The sequence below is a fragment of the Oceanisphaera profunda genome, assembly GCF_002157895.1.
GTDB classification, from domain to species: domain Bacteria; phylum Pseudomonadota; class Gammaproteobacteria; order Enterobacterales; family Aeromonadaceae; genus Oceanimonas; species Oceanimonas profunda.
The window spans coordinates 1673359-1696051 of sequence record NZ_CP021377.1 but is presented as its reverse complement, the minus strand read 5'-3'; the positions used below and the strand labels follow the sequence as shown (position 1 = coordinate 1696051).

The window sequence follows — 22693 nt, the reverse complement described above, 5'->3', positions numbered from 1 at the left end:
CTTTACCTAACTAAAGCTCCTCTGCTCACAATGCCTGCAGCCAAATGGCTTTGGTCTTACCAATAAAATCTCTTAGTATTCTTCCGATCTTATTTTTACTTTCCGTGGGGTTCGCAGGTTCCGTTGCCAAAGATCATGGGTGTAGGCCCTGAGTTTTGTTTGCTTAGCGCTTTGTTTCATCATATTGCAGGCACAGCGCGATAAAACGGCGTAATAAAGCCGAGTGATATTTTTGCTTATGCCATACCAGCTTAAGCGTGCGGGATAAGTAAGTGTTCACATTGATTGTGACTAAACGGCCATAGGTCAGCCTATCACTGACCGCTCTTCTAGACACAAACGCCAGCCCTAATCCTTGCTCTGCGGCCTGCATCACCGCCTCTAGGGTATTGAGTTCTAGGGTCTGACCTAGAGTGCCAATTTGTGGCGTCAGCTCGCGATCAAACTGCTCACGATTGCCCGATTGCGGCTCCCGCAATACCCAGTTGTGGTGTGCTAATTGCGCGAGCTTGAGCGTTTTTTTCTCGGCCAGCGGGTGGTGAGGGTGAGCGATCACTAACATCTCATCTTGCAACCAGTCTTGGGTGACCAAGGTGGGATGAAAATTTTCCCCTTCAATCAATGCTATATCCAGCTCAAAGCGCAGCAGCATGTCACACAGGTTATGAGTATTGGTGATGCGCACCTTGGCCTGAAGCTCGGGTTGTTGCGCCAATAATTTGGGCAGCAGGTAATTGCCGATGGTTTGACTGGCACCTAAGCGTAAAGAGCCGCTGGGCGCGCCTTGCTCATCAAACAAGTGCTCAATATCCGTGATGCGGCTTAATACTTCTTCGGCCAGCGGCTGTAATTGGCGACCCTGATCGTTGAGCTGCAAGCGTGGATGCACCCGATCAAAGACCGGCTGGCCGAGCTGGCGCTCCAATTCGGCCAGCGCTTGAGAAAGAGCACCTTTGCTTAAAAACAGCTCTGCTGCCGCCAGCCCTAAGTTGCCGTGGCGGGCAATACTGCTAAATACCTGTAGCTGTTTTAGACTTATCATTTAGAAAAACCAAACACTTTGTTTAAATCATTTAGATATCGTAAATACTAAGGTTTTTTTATGATTAGAGCCAGTTAACAAGGAGGCTCACATGCTAAATATTTCTCGACATCGTTTTGCCAATGTTCCCACTCCCATGGCGGGGCTGGCGTTAGGTATCGCAAGCCTTGGCTGGGCTTGGGAGAATGTGGGCCTGTTTGCGGGTGGCGCACAACTGCTGGGCGCTGTGATCGCCGCTGTGTTGCTGCTGATCTTAACCGTTAAATTTGTGCTGCATCCGCAGTTACTAATGCAAGACTTGGCACACCCAGTAGTAGGCAGCGTGGTGCCGACCTTTGCCATGGCCACCATGGTGGTATCTAAAGCGGTGAGCATGAACGTAAGCGACCAGTTAGGTAGCGGCTTATGGCTGTTTGCCATCGCCCTGCATCTGGCGTTTTTGGTGACCTTTATCTGGCATCGTCTGAAAGACTTTAAACTACACCATATGGTGCCCAGCTGGTTTGTGCCGCCCATTGGCATCATAGTGGCCGATGTAGCCAGCCCAGGTGGTGCATTTGCTCCTTTGGCCCAAGTGCTACTGTGGTTTGGTATCGTTTGCTATGCGGTGATGTTACCCATGATGCTGTATCGCCTGATATTTTGTGCCGAGGTGCCGGATGCCGCCAAACCGACTATCGCTATTATGGCCGCTCCCGCCAGCCTATCTTTAGCGGGTTACTTAACCGTTACCGCCGAACCAGCACCGGTATTAGTGGCCGTGTTGTTAGGTATCGCCGTGTTAATGACCGCCCTTATTTACTTGGCCTTTATTAAGTTATTACGCTTACCCTTTAGCCCAGGCTACGCTGCCTTTACTTTTCCGCTGGTAATAGGTGCCACTGCCTTATTTAAAGTGGCGACCTTGGCTGAAACGCTAGGTTTGGATACTGCGGCTATTAATCAGTTACGTTGGATGGCAGAAGGCGAGCTGGTTATCGCGACCTTGGTGGTCAGCTACGTGGCACTGCGCTTCGCGCAAAACTTTAACCCACTGCGTAAGGCCTTAGCCGAACTGGCTTAATAAAGTTTTAATCGCGAGTTAGACAAAAAAATACCGAGCCTAGGCTCGGTATTTTTGTATGTTTGCAGCGGTTAGAGAGGTGACGACTAAAGCGTGATTTCCACCTTTGCTTGGCGATAAGTGGCACGAATAAAAGCCGCGATAAAGAACAGCGTGAGCAGCAGTACTATGGTGGGCGCGGGTGCGCTGTCGATAAAGAACGACAAATACACGCCAAAGAAAGCGCCCACAACGGCTATCACTACCGACAGTATCAACATGGTGCTGAACTTATTGGTCAGCAAGAAGGCGATGGCACCGGGCGCGATTAATAGCGAGATGGCCAAGATTAAGCCCACCGATTTGAGTGCGGCCACTATGGTTAGTGCTATCAAACACAATAAGCTGTAATGCAGCACATTCACGCGCAAGCCTATGGCCTGTGCATGAGCGGGGTCAAAGGCATGCAGTAAAAAATCTCGCCATTTACTGCCTAAGATCAGCACCGTAATTAAGGCAATAACGCCGGTTTCGATTATATCTGGCCAACCAATGCCCAGCATGTCGCCAAACAGAATATGGTCGAGGTGCACATCTGAGTTAATTTTCACATATAACAGCAAGCCTAAGCCGAACATGCCAGAAAAGACGATTCCCATGATGGTGTCTTGCTTAATGCGGCTATTATTCTTTAAAAAACCAATCGATAGCGCACACACCATGCCGGCAATAAAGGCGCCGATAGTAAAAGGCGCACCGACTATGTAAGCAATCACTACGCCTGGGAATACGGCATGGCTCATGGCATCACCCATTAACGCCCAGCCTTTAAGCACCAAGAAGCAGGATAATAGCGCGGTTGGCACGGCAATCAGTACCGAAATAAGCAGCGCATTAGTCATAAAACTAAACTGAAAGGGCGCCAGTAAGGTTTCCATCATGATGCCACCTCCAGTGCTTGCGCCGCTCGTTTGCGAGCAGCGAAGTAGCCGTGCTTAGGGGCGAAGAAAAAGGCCAGTAAAAACAATAAGGTTTGTAACACCACTATGATGCCGCCGGTGGCACCATCGAGAAAGTAACTGGCATAAGCGCCAATAAAACTGCTCACTGAGCCAATACTGATGGCGATAATCAGTAGCCGAGGAAAGCGATCCGTGAGTAAGTAAGCGGTGGCTCCCGGCGTGACCACTAAGCAAATCACCAAAAACGCGCCCACGGTTTGCAGCGCCGCTACCGTAGAGGCGGCCAGTAGCGTAAAGAACAGTAGCTTAATTTTAGTGGGATTAATGCCAATGGATCGGGCGTGGTTCTCATCGAAGAACACCACCAAAATATCCTTCCACTTAAACAGCAAAATCACCAAGGTCACCACGCTTATCAGCACTAACTGCAAGATATCCATGGGATCTATGGCCAGAATATTACCCAATACTATGGTTTTGATGTTTACGGCTGTGGGCCTGAGCGACACCATAAACAGACCCAGCGCAAAGAAGCTGGAAAAAATCAGCCCGATAATCACGTCTTCTTTAAGCTTGCTGCGCTGGTTTAAAAACAGCATGGCGCCCGCCGCCAGTCCACCGGAAAAAAAGGCGCCCAGCGAAAAAGGTAAGCCCAGCATGTAAGCGCCCGCTACCCCTGGCACGATAGAGTGGGACAGGGCATCGCCAATCAGCGACCAGCCTTTGAGCATTAAATAGCAGGATAAAAAAGCGCACACACCACCCACTAATGCCGAGACCCACATGGCGTTAATCATGTACTGATAGCCAAAGGGCTCAAGCAGTATGGTCATCGTTTTCACCCTCCCACTGGGTTTGTGCTTCTCGGCTGTGCACTTGGCCGGCCTTGATGATCAAGGGGCGCTCATCATCACTGATAATACCAATGGCGTGCTGGCGGCCGTGGCGATTTTCATTGAGCACGAAGTGGCGCAACACACCGCCAAAGGCCAGCTCTAGGTTGTCTTGAGTAAAAGTCTCTTGGGTAGTGCCGTGGGCCAAAACTGTGCCTTTGATCAAGATAGTGCGATCACAAAATTCCGGCACCGAGCCTAGGTTGTGAGTAGACACTAACATAACTCGGCCTTCGGCCCGTAATTCACGGAGCAGGGCGATGATTTGATCTTCGGTTTTTACATCCACGCCGGTAAAGGGCTCATCGAGTAAGATAATGCGGCCGTTTTGCGCCAAGGCACGAGCCAAAAATACCCGCTTCTTTTGGCCGCCCGATAACTCACCGATTTGGCGTTTACGAAATTCTGTCATGTTCACGCGCGCCAGCGCTTGGCTCACGGCTTCATGATCCACCTTCTTGGCGCGGCGTAACCAGCCCATATGGCCATAGCGGCCCATCATCACCACATCTTCTACCAGTACCGGAAAGTTCCAGTCCACTTCTTCTGCTTGGGGTACGTAGGCCACCAGGTTTTGGCGCAAGGCCTCGTCCACACTCATGCCCAGCACGCTAATATTGCCCTTGGCTAAGCGCACAAAGCCCATAATGGCTTTAAACAAGGTCGACTTGCCGGAGCCGTTTACGCCCACCAATGCTGTGATGGTGCCGGTGGGAATAGCAAAGCTCGCATCACGTAATGCTGTGTGGCCGTTACGGTAAGTAACGGTGACGTCTTCGACCTTCATGCCGGCATCGGCCGCTAGCGCGGTGGCTGCATTCGGTTGCTGATGCCGTTCGATCATTTTGCCAATCCTTCTTTGATGCCAGTAACAATGGTTTGTGAGGTCACGCTCAATAGGTCGAGGTAAGTCGGCACTGGGCCATCTTCGGCACTCAAGGAGTCCACATACAAGACGCCGCCATAGTGACTGCCGGTTTCGCGTGCCACTTGTTTGGCGGGCTTATCAGAAATAGTACTTTCGCTAAATACGGTCGGGATCTGATGCTGGCGCATGGTATCGATAACCTTGCGTACTTGTTGCGGTGTACCTTGCTGATCCGCATTAATGGGCCATAGAAACAGCTCTTTTAAGCCAAAGTCGCGAGCTAAATAAGAGAAGGCGCCTTCGCTGGTGACCAGCCAGCGTTTATCTTCTGGTAGCTCTGCGATCAATTGCTGAATAGGCGCAATTTCTGCTTCAATTTTGGCTTTATAAACGGCGGCGTTGGCCAGATAAATATCCGCGTTATCTGGGTCGTATTTCATAAAGGCATCACGAATGTTATCTACATAGATGATGGTGTTTTTCGGCGACATCCACGCATGGGGGTTAGGTTTACCTTCATAAGGGCCGGCTACTACACTCATGGGCTCTATGCCATCGGAGACCACCACTTCTGGCATCTGTTTCATGTTTTGATAGAACTTCTCAAACCACAGCTCTAAGTTCAAACCGTTAGAAAAAATCAGCTGGGCATCGTGAGCGCGAATAATATCGCCAGGTGTGGGCTGATAGTCGTGAATTTCCGCACCGGGTTTGGTGATGGACTCTACAATTGCCGCATCACCGGCTACGTTGCGCGCCATATCGGCGATCACGGTAAAAGTGGTCACGGCTTTAAATTTGTCTGCGGCTTGCGCTGGGCTTACCCAGATTAGGCTGGTCAGTGCTAATGCGCACACACGTTTGAGCAGCGTCCCTGACTTAAGGTTTAACATGTTGGCTCCTTAACAATACGTAAAGACACAATACACAAGGTCTACATACAGTGGCACAGCGTCACTCTGACGTTTACTGCATTTATATATCGATCAAGCACAAGAAGGGCGCCGTAGCGCCCTAAAAGGTATATCAACAGATTAAGTGAATGTGATCTATATCTCAAATATAGCGTGCATCTCACGTCTTATTTAAGTGGGTGAAGGTTTGATTGCCATTACCTATAGAAAAAGCGCCATTGGTAGAAAAAGAGGCGTGCCAGCGCTTTAGCAGTCTGTCGCCAGCAGCCGAAACTCCGAATGTTGGCTCAGGTAGGCGGTAAATGCAGCTTTTAGCAGCGGTTTACTGAAGTAGTAACCCTGAATAATATCCACTCCTTTTTGCTGCAAGTAGGCCAGTTCGAACTCGTTTTCGACCCCTTCCGCTACCACTGCTAAGTTTAGCTGTTTAGCCATGGCGATAACGGCAGACATAATGGCCTTGCCATCGCTGCCTTGATTCAGGTCGGTGACAAAGCTTTTGTCTATCTTCAGCTCGTCTATCGGTAGCCCTTTAAGTGCACTCAAGGAGGAATAACCGGTACCAAAGTCGTCAAGCGCAATTCGAACCCCCGTATCGCGGATTTTCCTTAGCCGGGCGATGGCTACTTCTCCTTGCATGATGCTGGATTCGGTGACCTCTATCGTGAGGCTTGAAGGAGGAAGATGTTGCTGGGTCAGACAGTCTTGCAGTAGGCGGGGCATATCTTCTCGGAGTAGCTGCACAAAGGAGACGTTCACCGACACTCTGGGCACGATTTTACCTTGATCTTGCCAAGCTTTAATTTGCTGGCAGACCTCTAGAATGACCCAGCGACCCAGTGGCAGAATAAGTCCGGACTGTTCGGCCACGGGAATAAACACGTCGGGTGGGATCCAGCCTTTGTCTGGGTGATGCCAACGCAGCAGAGCTTCGCAGCCTACCAAGCGGCCACTGCGGGCACAAATCTGTGGTTGATAGGCCAGCTGCAGCTCGTTGTGATCGATGGCTTTATGCAGGTCATCTTTGATTTCTAGATTTCTGAGTGAGGCCAAGGCGGTGCTGCGACAGAAGAAACGATAGGTGTTCTTACCGTGATGTTTGGCGTCGTACATGGCTAAGTCTGCGTTTTTCAGTAACTCGCTCACGCTGTCGCCCGCCTCAACGGCCAGACTAATACCGATACTCACCCCGATACGCAGTTCTTTATTGGCCACCATCAGTGGTGAATTTAGTGCCTGTATGATGCGTTGGGCCACTGCCTCGGCCTCGCTTCGTTCTCGAATGTTGCGCAGTAGTATGGTGAACTCGTCACCCCCCAGCCGAGCCAGCAGGGGATAGTTTTTGTGTTCTAAGGCATTGGCGTTAGGCAGTACTTGTTCAATGCAGCGCGCCACGGCCATCAGCATGGCGTCACCGGTTTCGTGGCCCAGAGTATCGTTAATATTTTTGAATTCGTCTAAATCGAGAAATAGGAGGGCAATGGTTGGAGGGCCGCCACCGCTGTTCGCATAATGCTTATCCAGTTCTTCCAGCAGTTGGCGCCGGTTTGGCAGTCGAGTCAGGCTATCTAAATAGGCGATTTCGTGTAATTCCCGCTTTTGTTCAAGCAGGGCCTGGCCCATGTCTCGCACCCTATTGGCTAGGCTGGTTATTTCGTCATTGCTGCGGCTGTCAAAGTTCCACCCGAAGCCATTACCTAGCTGACGGGCGGCATGGCCTAATTGTTGGATAGGATTAATTAGCAGTCGATTCAGCAGCCAGTACAACAGCAGCATACTGAACAGCGTGACCGCGAGGGTATATTTGATTGAGCTGGAGCCCACTTCCCACAGTAGCTGGTGTAGTTCGGATGCGGGCCAACCAATGGAAAAATAAAGGTCGTCCATTAACGGCATGTGGCCTACCAAGTAAGGCTGTGCATCGAGGATAAAGTTTTCTTTATAATGAATAGCGTCATCACTAGTCTCTTGCCTAAGCGTTGCTAACGTCGACAGGCCTGCGGTGGACAGTCGGGTATCGCCCAATTGCAGCACTCGAGTGCCGTCACCATGATAAAGCAGACTGAACCCCTCGCTGAACAGGTTATTGTTATTGACGATGGGATTGAAGAAATCCAAATTAGACTTGATCACCAGATAGCCCTGCAGCTCACCTTGGCTATTTTGGGTCCTTTCTACCGGGTTGTGTAATACCAGCTTTCTGAGCGATATCAGCATCCAGCGACCGGTATCGGGATCTATGATGATGCAGACCTTGTAGTCGGTATTTGCGGTTTGTATGGCCTTGAAGTAGGAGGTATTGCTCTCGTCATCGCTTTGGTTGAGGGAGTCGTCGAGCAGCAATGCCAGCTCTTCATAGCCATCGGGCATCAGCAAGCTTATTTCTTGGTATTCCGAGTAAACCGACATAAAAGACTCGAACTCCTTAGCCAGCACGTTGTGCATAACATGAGCACGAATGTTTTCTTCGGTCATTAAATAACGATTAAGCACCACATTATTGGCCAGTATCGCACTGTCGGCCTCTATTACCTTCAATTTGGCTTGTAGCGTACTTCTCACCTGCAGCAGAGAGTCTTTGGTCTGCACCTGGATCTGCTCTCTAACGTAGTCCTGATAAAGGTGATAAGAGGTGCCAATTAATACTAATGCTTGCACCAATAGCAGGGGTAATAGCCAGAGGGCTATTTTGGGTTTTAGTTGCATCTGCTTCTCCTGCCGATGGCTACGCTGCTAGCGGTGTGCTTGGCTAATATCCCGCATTATTCTTTTGTGCTGCTTGATAAGCCGAGGTGACAGAATCTGATGGGTTTCGGATTTAGCCAGTTTGGCTTTATCCGGATAAATCTGTGGGTCATTCAAAAATTCGGCGGGTAGCAAGGCTTCTGCCGCTTGGTTAGGCGTGGCATTGTTAAGATAAAGCGCATTTTTTGCCGCTTGTTCAGGCCTATTGATGAAGTCCACGAAGTGATGTGCCAACGTTGGATTGCTCGCCTTGGCGGCCAAGCAGATAAAATCCGCCCAGACCACACCGCCTTCTTCTGGCAGCACATATTCGATGCGGGGCTCGGCCTCCTTGAGCATAAGGGCGTCGCCGCTGTAGGTGAGAATGGCACTGACTTCACCGCTCACTAGCTTGGATTTTTCGGCCTCAACCGCCACCGGTGAGTACCCAGCTACCGCCGGCGCTTGGGCCAGTAATAACTGGCGGGCTTGCTCCAACTGTTGAGGATGCTCGCTATTCATGGAATAGCCCAGAGTTTTGAGCGCCATGCCAATGACTTCCTCCCCCATATCTGACATCAAAATCCGACCTTCAAGCTCGGGGGTGGGCTCATAAAGCTGTTGCCAACGGGTGATGGGCTCGGAGACTAGGTCAGTGCGATAAGCAATGCCAGTGGTGCCCCACGCATAAGGCACACAGAGCTTATCTCGCGTTTCGAGTCCGGCCAGCTTGGGCAGCTTAGTCTGATTGATATTGGGGGCTTGTTGGGCGTCGAACTCGGTGATCCAAGCTAATTGATGATGGAAAAGCTTGGTTACTGAGTCGACCAGAATCAGATCAAACCCATCGGCGTTAGAGGTGGTGAGAATTTCGTCCCGGGCGGCATCCGACTCGTAATAGGCGAATTTAACGTGGGCGTTATATTCGGTTTCAAAATCTGCGACTACCTGTTCGTCGATATAATCTCCCCAAGTTAGGAAGGTCAAGGTAGCGGGTTTATCTGCTGCCAGTATTGGCCCAGAAGCCAGCAGCAATAGGGTGAGAATAGACGCAAGTAGGGCGCTGTTTATTTTGCCCTGAGTGGGACTTGAGAGGGCAGTGTTCATCCGTGAACTCCTAAATGTAAGCACCGGCAAGTGCTAGCGCGGACCTTATTGAAACTCGGTCTGATTGACTAACATCGTTCAATAACTCAGCAGGGTCAATGTTTTTATCGTGGAGTTGCGACGGAGTCGCATGAATCATTATGGAACAGTCGGCGGAGGGGGATGGTCTTCAGATACGGTGCGGCAGCTATTTATGACGGATCAATATCGGGAGTGGTTAGTCTGTTGTTACAGGGGGCAGCCTTAGCTGCCACCCGTTTAGTATTTACGCCAATGCGTCGGCACCGACCCGCACTACCAGCTTGCCAAAATTTTCACCTTGCAGCAGGCCGATAAAAGCCTGTGGTGCTTGGTCTAGCTCATCCACTATTTGCTCACGATAATGAATTTTGCCCTCATGTAGCCACTGGCTCATGTCTTGGGCAAACTCATTATAACGATGGGCATAATCATCGAAGATAATAAAACCCTTCACCGTCATGCGCTTTACGAGAATAGTGCCCATCAGTTGGCCTAAGCGATCTGGGCCATCTGGCAAGGCGGTGGCGTTATACTGTGAAATTAAACCACACACGGGAATACGGGCGCCGGTGTTCAGTAGCGGTAATACCGCATCCAGCACCTTGCCGCCGACATTCTCGTAGTAAACATCGATGCCCTTGGGGCAAGCTTTCGCCAGTTGCTCGGCAAAATCTTCAGCCTTATGGTCGATACACACATCTACGCCTAGCTTATCCAGTGCATAAGCGCATTTCTCCGTACCACCGGCAATGGCCACCACGCGGCACCCTTTCAGTTTGCCGATTTGCGCCACCATGGAGCCCACGGCGCCGGTTGCGGCGGCCACCACTATGGTTTCACCATGTTGTGGTTTGCCAATATCCAGCAGGCCCATATAAGCGGTAAAGCCCGGCATGCCCAGTACACCTAAGGCATAGGAAGGCGGCACTTGGGCTGGGTCCAACTTAATTAAGCCCTCACCATTAGACAGCGCATAATCCTGCCAGCCGCTGTAGCTGAGTACCCAGTCACCGACTTTAAAATCTGGATGCAGACTGGTGTGCACTCGGCTCACGGTGCCACCGACCATGGGCTCACTAATGGCCACCGGATCCGCATAGGACTTGGCATCGCTCATGCGACCGCGCATATAAGGATCCAAACTTAAAAACACCGTGCGCAGCAGTACTTCGCCTTGTTTGGGCTCGGGGATAGTCGTTTCTTGTAGTGCAAAGTCATTCACAGTGGGCGCACCGATTGGTCGCGAGGCCAAAGTGAGCTGACGATTGGTGTGCTGAGTCTGTTTCATAATTACTCCTTCGCTCTTAGTTGACTACAAGGCAAATTACAGGCTGGCTAATAGGATTTGGCGACAATGCTCTGGCGTCACATCACCGTGCTCGCCTAACGCCACCATGCCGTGGGCCTCTAAGCTATTGATGATGGCATCGATATGCTCGGCACCCAGCTCATAGTCGCTTAGGCGGGTTTTTACGCCCACCGACTCGAAGAAGTTACGGGTATGCTCAATGGCGGCTTCGGCTTTTTCATCATCGCTACCGTCTCGGATATGCCACACGCGCTCGGCGTATTGCACCAACTTACCCAGTTTGGTGGCTTTACGCTGGCGCAGCATCTCCGGCAAAATAATGGCCAGCGTTTGGGCGTGATCCAAGCCGTGCAAGGCGGTGAGCTCATGGCCCAACATATGGGTTGCCCAGTCTTGGGGTACACCGGCGCCAATTAAGCCATTGAGCGCCAAAGTGGCGGTCCACATTAAGCTGGCGCGCGTTTGGTAATCTTCTGGTTCGGCCAGTGCATTGGGGCCAATTTCAATTAAGGTTTGTAGTAAACCTTCGGCAAAGCGATCTTGCACCGGCGCGTTCGCGGGATAAGTTAGGTACTGCTCAATCACGTGCATAAAGGCATCGACCACGCCATTGGCAATTTGGCGGGTGGGCAGGGTGTAGGTCTTGACCGGATCTAAAATTGAAAACACCGGATACACATGCTCGCTCATAAAGGGCAGTTTAGCGGCCAGTGATTTGCGGGTAATCACCGAGCCTTTATTCATTTCTGAACCAGTTGCCGGCAGTGTTAATACCGAGCCAAAGGGCAGGGCGCGAGTAATATTCTGGCCGCCTTGTAGCAAAATATCCCAAGCATCACCTTCATACAGTGCGGCTGCCGCCACAAACTTGGTACCGTCAATCACCGAACCCCCACCCACGGCGAGTAAGTATTCAATGTTTTGCTCGCGTACCATCTGCACGGCTTCCATCAAGGTCTCGAAGCTGGGGTTGGGCTCTATGCCACCAAACAACTGTACTTCGCGATCTCCTAACGCCGTGGTCACTTCATCTATAGTGCCGTTACGCAGCGCACTCTCGCCGCCAAACAGCACCATCACCTTTACTTTGGCCGGAACCAGTTGGCCTATAGTCGCAATCTTGCCGGCACCAAATTCAATGCGGGTCGGGTTGTAAAAGCTAAAATCTTGCATGAGTTATCCTTGGGTTTGAGTTTAGATTAGACCGGTCGTCTAGTGCTTAAGTAAATAAAAAAGGGTAAATAAAAAGCTCGCACTATTGGCGAGCTTATCGCAATTAAAATTACTTGGTGTTGAGCAGCTGGCACGTCATGTTCATGGCCAAATCCATATGCTGTTTATCACGGTGCAACTTGGTTAACAGGCTGGCGCCCAGCCACAATTGATACAAGCAGGTGGCTAAAAAAGCCGGCTGCGCACTCTGTAAAGAGCCATCACTCACGCCTGTTTCAATGCAGCGAGTAATGCGCGCAATCACCTTATCGGTGCCGGCTTTTAACGTGAGCCGCATTGGCTCTGATAAGTCTGCCACTTCGGCACTTAGCTTAACCACCAAGCAGTCGCTGCGACTATTTGGGCCACAATAGCGGCGCTGCCACTCCTGCCAATAGCTCATTAACTGCTGTTGGCCCGTTTTATTAGGCTGGCTAAATAATTGCTCTAGCTCGGCCAGATAAAAATCAAAGTAATCTTCTAGCAGTGCCTCGCCAAATTGCTCCTTCGACTTAAAGTAGTGATAGAAGGAGCCCTTGGGCACGCCTGCCTGTTGTAACAGTGCGCTCAAACCAACCGAACTAAAGCCCTTTGCTGCGAGAATTTCGCGACCGGTATCCAGTAAGTGTTGGCGAGTATCTTGATGTTTTGCGTTCATAAACGGCACTTTATATATTATTAGACCAGTCGTCTAGTGGTTTTTGTGTATGTACGCGATGGATAATCCGCGAACAACACTGTTTGCAGGAGGACTGCCCACCAGGGAGCTGGTCATTAGGAAATTGGTAATGAGGGAGTTAGCAATGGTGAGGAGACTTACCACCACCAAGAGCGGGGCTCTTGGTGGTGGGTATGCAATGCCGATGCTGAGCCTTGATAAGCACTAGTGCTTTTTAGTTTCACCGGCAACTTTGTCCATAACGGCAAAGAATACGCCGGACAGCACGAAGGTCATGTGAATGATGACTTTCCACATCAGGCTAGCGGCATCAGCCTCATTCATCTCACGAGGGATATCCATAAACGACTTTAAAAGATCAATCGCAGAAATAGCTACTATGGCACCAATCACTTTTAGTTTAAGACCAGAAAAGTCGATTTTTCCCATCCAGTCAGGGCGGTCTGTGTGATTGCCGGTATCAATCTTTGACACGAAAATTTCGTAGCCGCTAAAGATAATAATAAGCAGTAAACTGGCCACTAACGCCATATCGACCAGCGACAATATTCCTACGATAACATCGGCTTCCGAGGCGCTAAACACATGAGTGGTCATGTGCCACAGCTCTTGGGTGAACTTGATAAACAACAACACTATACCCAGCACTAACCCGAGGTAAAAAGGAGCCAGTATCCAGCGGCTGTTAAAGATAGTTCTTTCCAAGGACTGCTCAACTTTTTTTAGCATGTAGAATTCTTGATGTTTTTAGGACTATAAATTATAAATTATTCGCTGTTTTGGCGGTAGCAAAAATTTATTAGCGAACGGATAACGGCTCTGCGGTATAAGGGAACAAGTAAGTTAGACCATGTTTTTTCGCTGAGAGTTTTCAGGGTGTCAAAATAATTTAAGAGCAGCAGACGTTCATTTGATCCGCTGCACGTCCGTTATGGATTGGCGTAAATGCCCAGTGCTAGTCATCTTTCGGCGACGATGCTGGGGAAAAAGTCGGGAATGTTATATTGGGGCTCACAAGCTAGGCTGATTGGCCACCGAAGCGTCGAGTTAAAACCTCACTGTGGTAATAATCCAAGATCAGTGAATGCTCTAACGCTTCCATCAATTCAGCGGACCGTATTTAGCAATGTGAGATCTTATTGAAGGGGGGAGTGGATTACAGTGGGTTGTGAAAATCTAGCATTTTCAATAATTTGACGTGCTCTGTCGTGAGTCTTACCCAAAGCATCGGCCAGTTCATCACACAGAAAATCAATGCTATGGTTTAAATGCTTGCGGTCAGTTGCGCTCAGGGGGAGCTGTTCTTGCATCACGCTCAGCCCTTTTACGACTTCGGCGTAGCCAAATGGATCACCTTTATCGATAGCCGCCTGATTAGCCGTTGCACGAACTTTCCATTGCTCACTGAGCTTGCCTTGCCAGCTGGTTAAATGTTGAATAATTTTTTTTGCTTCTCCAGCACTCATCACACTACGAATGTTGTTCGGCATATCGTTAGCGCGCACCAGCCAAGTGAGGCCATTACGTTTGAAATAGAGTTTGAAGAATGTGGCTTTGTTTTCGCCAGAAAAACTTTTTTTACGAATGGATTTAACGATACCGATACCATAACCGGGATGGTAAATACGGTCACCTTGATTAATAGTGATAATGCTCTCCTAGTATTAAAACCTCATTTATTTAAAAAACTAATATAATCAGTATCTTACATGATTATCCCGTTGAATTCAAGGTACGGTTACTCTCGGGCTAATTAAGCTCATAGGAGTCGGTGGGTTACCCTGGCGTTGTGGTATCAGAAATTACGCAACGCCTAGGGTCTGTTGACCTTTCGCGGTTAAATTTTGTTCGAGTTAAACGCGTTTTTATCGCGGCGAGTGGGTTGTAGCTTAGTCGTTCTAAGCAAAACCCCGCTCAACAAAGAGAAAAACGCGTTTAGCCGAACCCGCAGGGCAGCGCTTGTGGTGCCTTTCTACTGCGTTAGCACTTATTTATGGAGAATAACTACATGGCATAAGCACTGCCTTGTATAAAGACTCCACAAACTGCTGCAAAAATCATCTCGAAAGGTCAACAGACCCTAACCAGTAGCAGTTAGAGAGATGTGTTTATTTCCATGCTCTGAACCGAGGTTTGCAATAACAGTTTTGCGCAGCGTCAGGCTTTGCTCATCATGCTCTAGGAAAAGTGGATTGTGTGTTCGCGGTAGTAGGCTGATTAAGTTCTGAGTAGCGCTAGCTTTGCTGACCTTGGCTTATTTGGAGATCCGCTTGTAGCTTGAAATCTGTGTCAAAAACTTTCGTTTTTAAAGTGCAGAAGGAGCCGAACAAGGTGTTTATTCGGCTCATAATATGTGTTGATTAACAGACTTTGGTTAACCAGCCGTGAGTATCGGCGGCTTTGCCCCACTGAATATCATTGAGTGCTTGGCGCAGCGCATTGGTGATAGGGCCAGCTTCACCGTCACCTACGGTATATTCTTTACCATCGTGGATTAAGGTGCCAACAGAGGTTAATACTGCAGCGGTGCCAGACAGTGCAGCTTCTGCACCGGGCTTTTGTGCGCGTTCTAGTAACTCATCCACGCTTAACGCCCGCTCCGAGACTGTCATACCGCGATCGCGGGCCAAGGTCAGAATAGAATGACGGGTAATGCCGTGTAAAAACGAGCTATCGAGGGATTTAGTAATGATCTCGTTGCCGTCGATGAGTAAAAAGTTAGCCGCTCCGGTTTCTTGTACATCGCCCCCTGGGCAGAATAATACTTGATCGGCCTGCACTGATTGGCGAGCTTTTAAGATGGGCTGTAAGGCACTGGCATAGTTGCCGCCACTCTTTACCATCCCCATGTGTGAGGCACAGCGGGTTTCGTCGGCCAGTAACAAGCGTAATGGCTTGCTGCCGCTGGCAAAGTAATCACCCACTGGCGACAGCAACACATACAGCAGCGACGTACTACTCGGTGCTGCGGCTTTGCCAATCGAGGCTTCGGTACCGATATGAGTAGGGCGAATATACATAGATCCAGGAGGCTGAGGCACGTCTGCAGCGTATCGCTTCACAATATCAAGGATCATCAATTTGAGCTGTCCGGCATTCACTGGCGGCAGTGATAATAATTCGCTGCTTTGGATCAAACGGGCAATGTTTTGCTCCATACGAAAAATATTGATGGAGCCATCTTCATGCTTAAAGGCTTTCAAACCTTCAAAACAGGTGCTGGAGTAATGCAGCACATGGGCACCCGGGTGCAGGTTGAGACTATCGCTGCTCACGAACTCTGTAGCGCTCCACTGTCCTTGATCGTAACGAGCTAGGCTCATTTCAGGGGCAAATACGGTACCAAATGCTGACATCTTGCTATTCCTGTTGGCTAATGAATAGTGGGTAATAAATAAACTATGTTAAACGAATAGTAAAAAAGACGTTTAATAATAGCGAATAAAGTTGATTGATGGTGCCAAGCTAATGATTAACAAACGGCCAAACACTAAAAAGTGTAGAGCCAGAGCGATTTTTTGCCACGCAAGAACACGGAACTCACGGAAGAGATCACGTGCGGCAAGTAATTACAGCGCCGAGCGCTAAGCACCGAGCTGAAAGACCAACACCCTCTTTTTTTAGCTTGGTGCCGGACGCTAGGCGCTTGGTGCTGCTATTAAGATCACTATTGTTCAGCGTTCTTCCGTAGCAGATGATCTTTAGTTTTTAAAACCTAACCCGAGATCCTGAATCGAGTTCAGGAAGACGGCTTAAAGACGGCGCTTGGCGCTGCCCTTACTTACCACTACAAAAAGTTAAATTATCTTTAATATTAGTAAGATAATTGATTTATGTGGGTGGTTTTGGGGAAGTTACTTTAGGTAGTGATTGAGAGATATACCACAGTTGCTAGGCAACTAGTGCAAGCCTCGCCTTATTGACCAATGATTCTAGAGTGAGTTTTGTTAAAGCAGGGCGATTTGTTCCGACGAAGCAAACTGATAGCCCATCGCCTTATAACCCTTTTCACGCTTGTTAAACATCCGCTGCAGCATAGGAAGGCCCATGTCTACGCAGGGCGGGAGCATACTTTGTTAACAAAATTTGAATGAGTGAATTGTCTGTGATCTAATCGTTCCTCTAGTTGGAGGAGCCTTGCCATGACATTAATTGACCACCTTACTCTTGTTGAAGAAACTCGCTCAGATATTAATCGTAAGCATGACTTGGTCGATGTCATGTTTCTCGTTATTAGCGCCATTATGGCCGGCGCTGAAGGGTGGCGTGACATTGAAACCTATGGTGAAGCTAAGGCCGACTGGCTACGTCAATATCGTCCTTTTACGCACGGTATTCCCTGCCGACACACCATTGCCCGTATTTTACGCAGTGTCGTAGTCGAATCTTTGCTCGACGCATTATTAAGCTGGCTTAACGAGCATCGTATTCATCATGGTAAACCGGTGATAGCTTTTGACGGCAAAGTATTACGGGGCTCTTACCGCAATAAATCTTCCGAAGCCGTACAGCTAGTCACCGCTTACGATACTGAAAATGGCTTGGTACTGAGCCAGAAAGCCACCCCATCCAAAAAAGGGGAGCTCGCGACGGTCAGAGACATGCTCGATGTGCTCAACATAAAAGGGGCGGTCGTTACCCTGGATGCGCTGCACTGTCAGCGGGAAACATTAGAAAAGATACAAGATAAGAAAGCGCATATTGTGGTGCAGGTTAAACACAACCAACCTAACCTACGTAAGGCCGTACAGTCACAGTTCCAAGCGGTATTCGACGCTAACAAAGAGGAAGTGGTTGCTGAGCATAAAGAGACAGCCCATGGACGTAAAGAAGAGCGCTATGTCTTTCAATTAAAAGCGAAACTACCTCCTGAGTTAGAGGAGAAGTGGCCCACTATCCGCAGCATTATCGCCGTCGAGCGACACCGTACGATGAAGGGTAAAGGAACAGTCGATACTGCTTACTACGTCAGCTCCTTATCACCTAAACATAAGATGATAGGGCACTATATTCGCCAACATTGGCGGATAGAAAACAGTCAGCATTACATTTTAGATGTGCTATTTAAAGAAGATGCTTCCCGGATTGCCATCGGAGATGCGGTAGAAAATATGGGATTGTTTCGGCGGTTCGTTCTGAACATCCTCAAGCAAAGTACATGTGGTGCGCCTAGCCAGCGTAACAAGCTGAAGAGAGCGGGCTGGGATGACAATTATCGAGCAGAGTTATTCTTTGGCTGAATATTAAGCAAAGTATGCTCCCGCCCTGCATGTCTACGTAGTCGTACACCGTTACTTGCTGTTTGCCATCTGCCTCGCGATGTATCCGGCCAACGTATTGCGCTAACGTCCCTTTCCAAGCGATGGGTAAGGCCAGGAACAGCGTATCCAGTCGGGGTAGATCAAACCCCTCGCCAATGTATTTTCCGGTTGCTACTACACCTGTGTGCTCCAATTCCATCAGCCTAGCGTCTAACGCTTTGAGTGCATCACTCGTTTGTATATCCACATCCTCCCGATATCTTGGCGGGTAACTTATCCACCAGTCACCGTATCTGACGAAAGATCCGCATAAATCTTGTCTGGTTAAGCCAATATAGCAACGATTACCGCTTAACTTGATAACGCGTGCTGCGCCCGCTACCGGGTAATTTTTCGATACAGCCTTTTTCTAGCAGATCTTGCCAAGTGTTGCGTAGCGGTGGCCTTGCTGACCTTGGCTACTTTCTGGTACTGGGCGGCACTGCTCCCCTCTGTAAAGCCTCGTTCACCGCCGTCCAGCAGCCGATTAAGTACCTTGGTTTGCTCAGGGCTTAAACCTGCACCTTGATGTTCACGCTATAAGCGTGTTTTTTGCAAGTTTCGTCGATAGCAGCCATCCTAGACCAAACGACCATCTTTACATTTCAAAACATTACTTGACACATTAATTAACAATAATGTAACGTTTGGCTATTGGTACGGACATCATGACATCCGGTCAGCAAATGGAAAAATATGCTTGATATGACAATCGACAGACAAAGCCCCGTCCCACTATATCTGCAGCTGGCAGAGATTTTACGTCAGCAAATCAATACAGGAAAATTGAAGCCAGAGGATATGTTGCCTCCTGAAAGAGTACTGCAAGAGACGCATGACATTAGCCGCGCCACTGTGCGCGAGGCAATTAGCCAACTAAAAAATGAGCAGCTAGTGATAACCCAACGAGGTGCGGGTAATTTCGTCAAGCGCGCAGCCAAAGTGGAACGTGACTTGCTGGGTATGCACGACTTTGATATCCAAATTGAAGCGGGTGGTCATACCAATAATGTAGAGCTTATCAATTTTGATACCAGCTACCATTCGCCAAGCGCTACCTCGCGACTGGGGCAGGCAGGCGAAGAGGTTATCAAGGTGACGCGCCTTCGTCTCGCTGATAATGAACCCTTATTTATTGAGAAAATATATCTACCTAAGTCGTTATTTCCTAGGCTTGTAGCAGAAGACTTTATATCTACTAAAGTATTTTCAAACAAAATAACCAGAGAATTTGGTTTTATCATTGGAGAGGTAATGCTCCAAATAGAGCCAGTTCTTCTCACCGCAGAAGAAGCTAAAGTGCTAGGTATTGAGAATACTCCTGCTGCGGGCCTATTAAATGAGCGCACCACCTATGATCAGCAGGGGCGGGCGATTGTTTTCTCTAAGTGGCTATTCAGCGGAAGTCGTTGTCGCCATGTTCTTAAAATAAAAGCTAAATAAACACAAGGAAGCCGTGATGAAATTATATAAAAAGCTTTTTACTGCCATTGTTTGTTCCAGCGTTTTGACTACTCCACTCGCGATAGCCGATGATTATCCAGAAAAACCGGTAACAATGATCGTCGCCTACTCACCCGGTGGCGGCAATGATACCGTTGCTCGTTTGATGGCAAAGCACATTGAACCTTATCTTGGCGCTCGTATGGTGGTAGAGAACGCCTCAGGAGCCGGCGGTCAGATAGGTTTTACCCGTCTAGCTAAAGCCGATAACGATGGCTATACACTAGGGCTTCTTAGTTCGCCATCTATTTTCATGATCGAGATGTTACGTAAGAATGTGGCCTTCACACTGGATGATTTCCAAGCGATTGCCAACATTCAATCTGACCCAATCTTGTTAGCGGTGAATGCTAAGAGCGATTATCAAAGCTTTGAGGATTTCTCCAAAAAAGTCGAGAACAATGCAGGCTCTATTAATGTCTCCGGCGATGGTCCTCAGTCTAATGTCCATCTTCAGGCGGCCGCTCTCGAAGATGCACTATCGTTAGACATTAACTTCGTTAGTTATAGCGGTTCAGGCCCTTCTGCAACGGCACTATTAGGTAATGAAGTAGAAGCTGCTTTGCTGACCACCAGCTCAGCCTTAGCATTTATTGAGTCCGGCCGAATTCGCCCGTTAGCGATTTTTTCTCCCGAACGTCACCCTGCACTGAAAGAGGTGCCGACGATTGAGGAAGCTTCAGGTACTGATGTTACAGATATCGGAACTGCTATTCGAGGTGTAGCCTCGCCAGTAGGTGTTTCTAAAGAGCGTATTGCACATTTGGAAACAGCCTTCGAGTCATTACTTAAAGATAAGGATTTTGTCAAAGCTACTCAAAACTTAGGCATCGAATTAACGTATCAAAACAGTGAAGCTTTTGAAGCGACACTAAAATCTTCACGTGACGGAACCAAGCGCTACATTGACCTGATGAAATAATCCAACTTTCCCGTAGGCAATATTACCTGCGGGAAAGTTTTTTCACTCCGTCAAAGAATAAAACGCGACTTTTCTTCTTCGAGGTGCCAACGTGACGAATATTAAAAGAGATGCCGCCTTTGCGCTGGCTTTCACTATCTTAGGAATCTGGATTACTTGGGAATCGTTCAGCTACTCCCTGGATTCATCTTTTTTCTTGCGGGGATTAGCCATTATATTGGTAGTAATGAGTGCCACATTTTTTATTATTCGGGTTGTTCAATATCGTCGCCTAGTAATATCTAATGGACACTCAGCGCCTTACTTTAAAAGCGAGGATGTTCACCAGCTGTTCAAGGCGTTACTTGTCTTTGGACTTGTGGGTGGATATATCGTGACGATTACATTAGTTGGCTTTGTTTTCGCAACTTTCTTTTTCGTCTATCTGTCCATGTGTTTCTTTTCGGGTAAGCATCGCAATTACTATCTGGCCTACAGCGCTATTTTATCAATATTAATTTTCATGCTTTTCTTTAACGCATTAGGCGTAAGTTTGCCTGATAGTCTCCTGCCTTTAGACGAGTTCTTTAAAATCGTCTAATAAATTTTTACGGGGATCTACACTATGTTGGACGCTCTATCTATTGGCTTACTCACCGCATCGCAACCTAGTATGCTGCTTGCAGCATTTGTAGGTGTCACGATCGGCGTTTTTATTGGCATGTTACCGGGCCTAACCAGCACTATGGGTGTTGCGTTACTAATTCCTGTAACATTTTCATTTCCCCCAGCGGTGGGGCTTGCCCTGTTAGGCGGGATATACTTAGCATCAACCTTCAGCGGCTCAATCAGTGCTATCTTGCTCAATATTCCAGGTACTCCATCCGCAGTGGCTACCTGTCAAGATGGTTATCCGATGTCTCGTAACGGTAAAGCGGGGCGCGCTATTGGACTTTCGGTTTTTGCATCCTGCATAGGCGGTATATTTAGTGCCATTGTGCTGCTATTTATGGCACCAATGTTATCCGAATTTTCTTTAATGTTAGGTGCCCCTGAATACTTTTTACTCGCTTTATTCGGGGTGACTATTATTGCTTCGCTGTCTGAAGGCAGCATGCTGAAAAGCATGATAGGGGGCGTATTAGGATTAATCATCAGTTTGATTGGCATGCATTCTCTGACCGGTGAAATGCGTCTAACTTTAGGCCAACCTTCGCTATACGATGGTATTCCACTCGTCATCACATTGATCGGACTCTATTCTATACCGGAAGTTGTCAATATCCTTAGCGAGAAATCCTCCGCGAAAAAGCGTGAAAACTCTGAGTTCACGGGAGCATTAAGCGCTTTAAAAGGCGTGCTGGCACAGCGTCTTAACGTGCTACGTTCCTCCGTGATCGGCACTGTGATTGGTATCATACCTGGAGCCGGCCAAAGTATTGCCAGCTTTATAGCCTACGATGCAGCAAAACGTAGCTCTCGTACGCCTGAGCAGTTCGGCAAAGGTTCTGAAGAGGGTTTAGTGGCCGCCGAAACGGCTAATAATGCCGTAACTGGGGGCTCATTGGTGCCGCTACTCACTCTAGGCGTTCCCGGTAACGCCGTGAGCGCGGTATTGATGGGAGGCTTAATTATTCATGGTTTAACTCCTGGTCCGATTTTGTTCGATAACTCGCCAGACATAGCCTACGGTTTCATTTTCAGTTTGTTATTCAGTAATTTGATGTTCGTACCAATTGGTCTTCTGGTAGCAAAATACTGCATAAAAGTCATACTTTTACCTAAAGAAGTCCTTGCTGCCTCTATCCTTACCTTGGCTGTTATCGGCTCCTATGCTATCCGCGGACAAGTAAGTGACATAGGACTTATGCTGGGTATCGGGGTCATCGGCTACTTATTTATGTTCTTCTCGGTCTCGCGCGCGCCCATGGTACTAGGGTTGGTGCTAGGTACTATGGCGGAGTCGAATTTGTCACGAGCCCTAACTTTAGTGCGTGGCGATGTCGGAGAGTTATTAGTGCAATTCATCACGCGACCGTTTTCCCTTGTACTGGTAGTGCTCTGCCTCGCGTCGATAATTATGGGTTATCTCAAATCACGTCGGGCGTCTCAAGACGGTCAAGAAACAGCATAATGTATTACACCTGATAACACTGACCGAGTGTAACTGCACTCGGTCAGAACCCTCTAAACACCTCTACTAACAATAGATATTC

19 protein-coding genes are annotated in these 22693 nt (G+C 48.5%); 6 read left to right on the top strand and 13 right to left on the bottom strand.

Translation table 11 applies throughout. The features are described 5' to 3' along the window. Nucleotides 1-163: 163 nt before the first annotated feature. Nucleotides 164-1042: a LysR substrate-binding domain-containing protein gene (locus CBP31_RS07385; RefSeq protein WP_087035933.1), complete on the bottom strand. Its 879-nt coding sequence runs from the start codon at nt 1040-1042 to the stop codon at nt 164-166. Between the two features lie 91 nt (nt 1043-1133). Between CBP31_RS07385 and CBP31_RS07380 the strand changes: the two genes are divergently transcribed. Continuing rightward, nucleotides 1134-2105 (top strand): TDT family transporter, encoded by a 972-nt coding sequence (locus tag CBP31_RS07380; RefSeq protein WP_087035931.1) that lies wholly within the window; start codon nt 1134-1136, stop codon nt 2103-2105. Nucleotides 2106-2191: 86 nt separating this feature from the next. Here the strand turns inward: CBP31_RS07380 and CBP31_RS07375 are convergent, their stop codons facing one another. From CBP31_RS07375 to CBP31_RS07320, 12 genes are all read right to left on the bottom strand, one after another. After that, nucleotides 2192-3025: a metal ABC transporter permease gene (locus CBP31_RS07375; protein WP_087035929.1), complete on the bottom strand. Its 834-nt coding sequence runs from the start codon at nt 3023-3025 to the stop codon at nt 2192-2194. Continuing rightward, nucleotides 3022-3879, bottom strand: a complete 858-nt coding sequence (locus CBP31_RS07370; protein WP_087035927.1) for a metal ABC transporter permease — start codon at nt 3877-3879, stop codon at nt 3022-3024. Before CBP31_RS07370 ends, CBP31_RS07375 begins: the two co-directional genes overlap by 4 nt. Beyond that, nucleotides 3863-4783 carry a manganese/iron ABC transporter ATP-binding protein gene (locus CBP31_RS07365; protein WP_087035925.1) on the bottom strand — a complete coding sequence of 307 codons (921 nt, stop codon included), beginning with the start codon at nt 4781-4783 and terminating at the stop codon, nt 3863-3865. Before CBP31_RS07365 ends, CBP31_RS07370 begins: the two co-directional genes overlap by 17 nt. Beyond that, complete coding sequence (locus CBP31_RS07360) at nt 4780-5700, bottom strand: metal ABC transporter substrate-binding protein (protein ID WP_087035923.1); 921 nt, start codon at nt 5698-5700, stop codon at nt 4780-4782. The genes CBP31_RS07365 and CBP31_RS07360 overlap by 4 nt, the downstream gene beginning before the upstream one ends. 267 nt (nt 5701-5967) lie before the next feature. Continuing rightward, nucleotides 5968-8427: a bifunctional diguanylate cyclase/phosphodiesterase gene (locus CBP31_RS07355; RefSeq protein WP_087035921.1), complete on the bottom strand. Its 2460-nt coding sequence runs from the start codon at nt 8425-8427 to the stop codon at nt 5968-5970. 27 nt (nt 8428-8454) lie between these two features. Further along, nucleotides 8455-9552: a polyamine ABC transporter substrate-binding protein gene (locus tag CBP31_RS07350; RefSeq protein ID WP_087035919.1), complete on the bottom strand. Its 1098-nt coding sequence runs from the start codon at nt 9550-9552 to the stop codon at nt 8455-8457. 265 nt (nt 9553-9817) lie between these two features. Then, nucleotides 9818-10861: an NADP-dependent oxidoreductase gene (locus tag CBP31_RS07345; protein ID WP_087035917.1), complete on the bottom strand. Its 1044-nt coding sequence runs from the start codon at nt 10859-10861 to the stop codon at nt 9818-9820. A 36-nt stretch (nt 10862-10897) separates the two neighbouring features. Next, complete coding sequence (locus CBP31_RS07340; RefSeq protein WP_087035915.1) at nt 10898-12055, bottom strand: iron-containing alcohol dehydrogenase; 1158 nt, start codon at nt 12053-12055, stop codon at nt 10898-10900. A gap of 109 nt (nt 12056-12164) precedes the next feature. Then, nucleotides 12165-12752: a TetR/AcrR family transcriptional regulator gene (locus CBP31_RS07335; protein WP_087035914.1), complete on the bottom strand. Its 588-nt coding sequence runs from the start codon at nt 12750-12752 to the stop codon at nt 12165-12167. 225 nt (nt 12753-12977) lie between these two features. Beyond that, on the bottom strand, nt 12978-13502 hold the full coding sequence (locus CBP31_RS07330) for a TIGR00645 family protein (RefSeq protein ID WP_087035912.1): 525 nt from the start codon (nt 13500-13502) through the stop codon (nt 12978-12980). A gap of 407 nt (nt 13503-13909) precedes the next feature. Next, on the bottom strand, nt 13910-14263 hold the full coding sequence (locus CBP31_RS07325) for a CarD family transcriptional regulator (RefSeq protein ID WP_407668788.1): 354 nt from the start codon (nt 14261-14263) through the stop codon (nt 13910-13912). Between the two features lie 870 nt (nt 14264-15133). Beyond that, nucleotides 15134-16165: a branched-chain amino acid aminotransferase gene (locus tag CBP31_RS07320; RefSeq protein ID WP_265414971.1), complete on the bottom strand. Its 1032-nt coding sequence runs from the start codon at nt 16163-16165 to the stop codon at nt 15134-15136. A gap of 750 nt (nt 16166-16915) precedes the next feature. Here CBP31_RS07320 and CBP31_RS07315 point away from each other — a divergent pair. The 5 genes from CBP31_RS07315 to CBP31_RS07285 all read left to right on the top strand — a co-directional run bounded on the left by CBP31_RS07315 (nt 16916) and on the right by CBP31_RS07285 (nt 22611). After that, complete coding sequence (locus CBP31_RS07315) at nt 16916-18013, top strand: ISAs1 family transposase (protein ID WP_087035906.1); 1098 nt, start codon at nt 16916-16918, stop codon at nt 18011-18013. A 756-nt stretch (nt 18014-18769) separates the two neighbouring features. Beyond that, a complete protein-coding gene (locus CBP31_RS07300; protein WP_087035901.1) occupies nt 18770-19516 on the top strand; it encodes a GntR family transcriptional regulator in 747 nt (248 codons plus the stop codon). Between the two features lie 16 nt (nt 19517-19532). After that, nucleotides 19533-20498 carry a Bug family tripartite tricarboxylate transporter substrate binding protein gene (locus CBP31_RS07295; RefSeq protein ID WP_087035899.1) on the top strand — a complete coding sequence of 322 codons (966 nt, stop codon included), beginning with the start codon at nt 19533-19535 and terminating at the stop codon, nt 20496-20498. A 91-nt stretch (nt 20499-20589) separates the two neighbouring features. Then, a complete protein-coding gene (locus tag CBP31_RS07290) occupies nt 20590-21078 on the top strand; it encodes a tripartite tricarboxylate transporter TctB family protein (RefSeq protein ID WP_087035897.1) in 489 nt (162 codons plus the stop codon). 24 nt (nt 21079-21102) lie between these two features. Further along, the gene (locus tag CBP31_RS07285; protein WP_087035895.1) at nt 21103-22611 is read left to right on the top strand and encodes a tripartite tricarboxylate transporter permease; all 1509 of its coding nucleotides are present in this window, start codon (nt 21103-21105) and stop codon (nt 22609-22611) included. Nucleotides 22612-22693 lie beyond the last annotated feature (82 nt).

Excerpts from the sequence above, each read along its gene's own strand:
- CBP31_RS07385 (WP_087035933.1), bottom strand. The coding sequence starts at position 1,042 with ATGATAAGTCTAAAACAGCTACAGGTATTTAGCAGTATTGCCCGCCAC.
- CBP31_RS07380 (WP_087035931.1), top strand. The coding sequence starts at position 1,134 with ATGCTAAATATTTCTCGACATCGTTTTGCCAATGTTCCCACTCCCATG.
- CBP31_RS07375 (WP_087035929.1), bottom strand. The coding sequence starts at position 3,025 with ATGATGGAAACCTTACTGGCGCCCTTTCAGTTTAGTTTTATGACTAAT.
- CBP31_RS07370 (WP_087035927.1), bottom strand. The coding sequence starts at position 3,879 with ATGACCATACTGCTTGAGCCCTTTGGCTATCAGTACATGATTAACGCC.
- CBP31_RS07365 (WP_087035925.1), bottom strand. The coding sequence starts at position 4,783 with ATGATCGAACGGCATCAGCAACCGAATGCAGCCACCGCGCTAGCGGCC.
- CBP31_RS07360 (WP_087035923.1), bottom strand. The coding sequence starts at position 5,700 with ATGTTAAACCTTAAGTCAGGGACGCTGCTCAAACGTGTGTGCGCATTA.
- CBP31_RS07355 (WP_087035921.1), bottom strand. The coding sequence starts at position 8,427 with ATGCAACTAAAACCCAAAATAGCCCTCTGGCTATTACCCCTGCTATTG.
- CBP31_RS07350 (WP_087035919.1), bottom strand. The coding sequence starts at position 9,552 with ATGAACACTGCCCTCTCAAGTCCCACTCAGGGCAAAATAAACAGCGCC.
- CBP31_RS07345 (WP_087035917.1), bottom strand. The coding sequence starts at position 10,861 with ATGAAACAGACTCAGCACACCAATCGTCAGCTCACTTTGGCCTCGCGA.
- CBP31_RS07340 (WP_087035915.1), bottom strand. The coding sequence starts at position 12,055 with ATGCAAGATTTTAGCTTTTACAACCCGACCCGCATTGAATTTGGTGCC.
- CBP31_RS07335 (WP_087035914.1), bottom strand. The coding sequence starts at position 12,752 with ATGAACGCAAAACATCAAGATACTCGCCAACACTTACTGGATACCGGT.
- CBP31_RS07330 (WP_087035912.1), bottom strand. The coding sequence starts at position 13,502 with ATGCTAAAAAAAGTTGAGCAGTCCTTGGAAAGAACTATCTTTAACAGC.
- CBP31_RS07325 (WP_407668788.1), bottom strand. The coding sequence starts at position 14,263 with ATGCCGAACAACATTCGTAGTGTGATGAGTGCTGGAGAAGCAAAAAAA.
- CBP31_RS07315 (WP_087035906.1), top strand. The coding sequence starts at position 16,916 with ATGACATTAATTGACCACCTTACTCTTGTTGAAGAAACTCGCTCAGAT.
- CBP31_RS07300 (WP_087035901.1), top strand. The coding sequence starts at position 18,770 with ATGCTTGATATGACAATCGACAGACAAAGCCCCGTCCCACTATATCTG.
- CBP31_RS07295 (WP_087035899.1), top strand. The coding sequence starts at position 19,533 with ATGAAATTATATAAAAAGCTTTTTACTGCCATTGTTTGTTCCAGCGTT.
- CBP31_RS07285 (WP_087035895.1), top strand. The coding sequence starts at position 21,103 with ATGTTGGACGCTCTATCTATTGGCTTACTCACCGCATCGCAACCTAGT.